At 69.6% G+C, this 3,796-nt stretch carries 3 protein-coding genes; 2 read left to right on the top strand and 1 reads right to left on the bottom strand.

The window, feature by feature from the left end:
• Positions 1 to 40: 40 nt before the first annotated feature.
• Positions 41 to 1,612, bottom strand: coding sequence for a peptide ABC transporter substrate-binding protein (locus tag K0M70_RS02125; RefSeq protein WP_290778664.1), 1,572 nt, complete (start codon positions 1,610 to 1,612; stop codon positions 41 to 43).
• Positions 1,613 to 1,692: 80 nt separating this feature from the next.
• Here K0M70_RS02125 and K0M70_RS02120 point away from each other — a divergent pair, with 80 nt between their 5' ends.
• Both K0M70_RS02120 and K0M70_RS02115 read left to right on the top strand, forming a co-directional pair.
• A complete protein-coding gene (locus tag K0M70_RS02120) occupies positions 1,693 to 3,057 on the top strand; it encodes a glutamate--cysteine ligase (RefSeq protein WP_290778662.1) in 1,365 nt (454 codons plus the stop codon).
• A gap of 1 nt (position 3,058) precedes the next feature.
• A complete protein-coding gene (locus K0M70_RS02115; protein WP_290778659.1) occupies positions 3,059 to 3,781 on the top strand; it encodes a UPF0149 family protein in 723 nt (240 codons plus the stop codon).
• Positions 3,782 to 3,796: the final 15 nt, after the last annotated feature.

Here is a 3,796-nt window from a genome sequence, read left to right as displayed (position 1 = left end):
TCGCCCGCGGCCAGCGGGATGTCGCAGGGCGCGATGCGGCTCATGGCTCGCTGCCTGTTCTCGAAAGGGTGAGGAACCGACTGGGATGCCGGTCCAGCGGGTTGGCCTGGAAGCCCCGCACCTCGGGCCGGACCAGGTGCTTGGACGTGTAGAAGTACACCGGCACCAGCGCGTGCGCCGACAGCAGTCGCGACTCTGCCTGGCGCAGCAGCGAAGCCCGTGCGGCCAGCGTCGGCGCGCGGTCGGCGGCGTCGAGCAGGGCGGTGAAGCGCGCATCGTCGTAGCCGGTCCAGTTCGCCGGGCTGTCGGCGCGGAAGCCGTCCAGGAAATTGCGCGCATCGTCCACGTCGGCGATCCAGCCGCCGCGGAACACCTGGGTGATCGCTTTTTGCCGCCGGTTGCCAACGAACACCTTCCACTCCTCGTTTCGCAGCCGCACCTGCACGCCCAGCACCTCGCGCCACATCGCCGCCACCGCCAGCGACAGCCGCCGGTGCGGCGTGGACGTGTTGTAGCGAAGCTCCACTTCCAGCGGCTTGTCCGGCCCGTAGCCTGCTTCGCGATAGCGCTGCCGCGCCAGCGCCTCGCGCTGCTTCTGCGTCGAACGCCCCCAGCCCAGCGACGCCGGCGCGTAGTCGGCCACGCCCGGCGGCACCAGGCCGTAGGCGGGTGTTTCGCCCAGGCCGGTGACATGGCGGGTGAGGATGTCGCGGTTGATGGCCAGCGACAGCGCCTCGCGCAGCGCGGCGTTGCCCTGGAACGGCGGCTGCTCGAGGTTGAAGCCCAGCCAGAACGCGCCGAGGTAGGGACTGATGCGCAGCTGGTCGCCGAAGCGCTCGCGCAGCTGCGGCAGCGGCTGCGGCGGCACGGTTTCGGTGATGTGCAGGCCGCCGGACTCGAAGCGCTTTAGCTCGCTGCTGGCATCCTCGGTCACGTGGAAGCGCACGCGCTCGATCGGCGCCGGATCGCGGAAGCGCGGGTTGCGCTCCAGCGTGATCATCGCCTGCGGCAGCCAGTCGGCCAGCCGGTAGGCACCGTTCACCACCAGCTTGCCGGGCCGCGTGTGCTGCGCACCGTGTTCGGCGATCGCGGGCAGGTACACCGGATAGGCCGTGGGCAGGGTGAGCAGCCGCGGCAGGTCGGCGCTGCGGCTCAGGGTGAACACCACGGTGGCGGGGTCCGGCGCGGCCACGCCCAGGCGTGCGGGCGCAACTTCGCCGCGCTGCACCCGGGCTGCATTGTCGATGGCGTCGAAATGCCCCGCGAACGGCGCCGCCGTCAGCGGCGTGAACGCCCGCCGGAAACTGGCCACCACCTGCGGTGCATCCAGCGCTTCGCCGTTGGACCAGCGCAGGCCCGCGCGCAGGTGGAAGGTCCAGGTGCGGCCATCGGCCGACGCTTCCCAGCGTTCGGCCATGCCCGGGATCAGGCGGCCCGCGCCGTCCTCGGCCACCAGGCCTTCATACAGGTCGCGCAGCACGTTCGCGCAGGCCACCTCCGGACACCGGTGGGCGTCGAGGGTCGAGGGCTCCGGGCCGTTGCCGCGCTCCAGGGCCTGGCCCCAGGCCGGGCCGCAACACAGCAGCAGCGCCGACAGGACGGTCGCTTTCACGGGGCGCGGGATAAGATCACCATCCTTGCGATTGTAGGCCAGCGCCCGCATTTCGCTTCCATCCCCTGCAAGGCGCCCCCGTGTCCGGACCCAGCAACGCCAAGGAAAGCCCCCTCACCGACCACCGCCAGCTGGTCGAGTACCTCTCATCCGGCTCCCGGCCCGAATCGGAGTGGACCATCGGCACCGAGCACGAGAAGTTCGGCTTCCGCCTGGACGACCTGCGCCCGCCCACCTGGGACGGCCCGCAGGGCATCGAGGCCATGTTGCGCGGCCTGACCCGCTTCGGCTGGGAGCCGTTCGAGGAGAAGGGCAAGCTGATCGCGCTGTACAAGGACGGCGCTTCGGTGACGCTGGAGCCGGCCGGCCAGCTCGAACTGTCCGGCGCGATGCTGCGCGACATCCACGAGACCTGCCGCGAAACCAACCTGCACCTGCGCGAAGTGAAGACGGTCAGCGAAGAGCTGGGCCTGGGCTTCCTGGGCATGGGCTTCCAGCCCAAGTGGCGCCGCGACGAAATGCCCTGGATGCCCAAGGGCCGCTACCAGATCATGCGCGACTACATGCCAAAGCGCGGCAACCTCGGCCTGGACATGATGACCCGCACCTGCACGGTGCAGGTGAACCTGGACTTCTCCAGCGAAGCCGACATGGTGAAGAAGTTCCGCGTGTCGCTGGCGCTGCAGCCCATCGCCACCGCGCTGTTCGCCGACTCGCCGTTCACCGAGGGCAAGCCCAACGGCTTCCTGAGCTACCGCTCGCACATCTGGACCGACACCGACCCCGACCGCACGGGCATGCTCGACTTCGTGTTCGAAGACGGCTTCTCGTTCGAGCGCTACGTGGACTACCTGCTCGACGTGCCGATGTACTTCAGCTACCGCAACGGTGAATACATCGACCTCAGCGGCCAGAGCTTCCGCAAGTTCCTGCGCGGCGAGCTCGACGCACTGCCCGGCCAGCTGCCCACGATGACCGACTGGGCCGACCACATGACCACCGCCTTCCCGGAAGTGCGGCTGAAGAAATACCTGGAAATGCGCGGCGCCGACGGCGGCCCCTGGAACCGCCTGTGCGCGCTGCCGGCGTTCTGGGTCGGCCTGCTGTACGACAGCGAGGCGCTGGACGCGGCCTGGGACCTGGTGAAGGACTTCAGCATGGAAGAACGCCACGCCCTGCGCGACGGCGTGCCCCGGCACGCGCTGAAGCTGCCGTTCCGCGGCGCCACGGTGCGCGAACTCGCGCTGGAAGCGCTGAAGATCGCCGGCCAGGGCCTCAAGCGCCGCAACCGCCTCAACCAGGGCGGCGCCAGCGAAGCGGTGTTCCTGGAGCCGCTGGTGGAATTGGCCCTGGCCAATGAAACGCCGGCGGAGCGCAAGCTTGCCCTGTACCACGGCGAGTGGGGCGGCAATGTCGACCCGGTGTTCAAGGAATTCGCGTACTGACATGGGCAGCATCAAAACCGACTGGTTCCGCGCCAACGACGAGCGCATCGAAGCCCTGGACCATCTGCTCGAGCAGCGCGCCGTGCCGCACGGCGGCTACGGCCTTGAGCAGCTCGACGGCTTCCTCAGCGCGCTGGTGGTCAGCCCCGGCGAAACCATCGCGCCCGAAGAATGGCTGCCCAAGGTCTGGGGCAAGACGCCGCCGCGCTGGGAGGGCCCGGCCGACGAAGCCGCCGCGCGCGAGCTGCTGATGCTGGCGTGGCAAACCGCCGCCCGCCGCGTGCGCTTCAACGGCGACGAGGTGACGGTGGACGGCGCGCTGTTCTGGTGGCTGCCCGACGACCCCGACGTGCAGCACGGCGACGACATGGACATCGGCGCGGCCTGGGGCGCCGGCTTCCTGGACGGCATGGAGCTGCGCAGCGATGCCTGGGACGAATGGATCGCCAAGGACGACTGGATCGGCGAAGTCGAGGCCTACGTCGAAGCGCTCGCGGTGGGCAGCTATCCGCCCGAGGAAGAGGGCGGTGCGCCCACCACGCTCACCTACACCGAGCGCCTTGAAATCCACGCTGGCCTGAGCGACATGCTGCACGACCTGCACTGCCACCGCATCGAGTCGCTCACCCCGCGCGAGCCCATCCGCCGCGAAGCCGCGCCCGAGCGCAACGAGCCGTGCCCCTGCGGCTCGGGCAAGAAGTACAAGAAGTGCTGCGGCGCCTGAGCTGCTGAAGAGTCG

It is taken from the genome of Arenimonas sp. (assembly GCF_019459675.1).
Lineage (GTDB): Bacteria > Pseudomonadota > Gammaproteobacteria > Xanthomonadales > Xanthomonadaceae > Arenimonas.
This window is presented reverse-complemented; position numbering and strand designations above follow the sequence as displayed.

Bases quoted from the DNA above. Each gene is read 5' to 3' on its own strand.
- K0M70_RS02115 (WP_290778659.1), top strand. From the start codon at position 3,059: ATGGGCAGCATCAAAACCGACTGGTTCCGCGCCAACGACGAGCGCATC.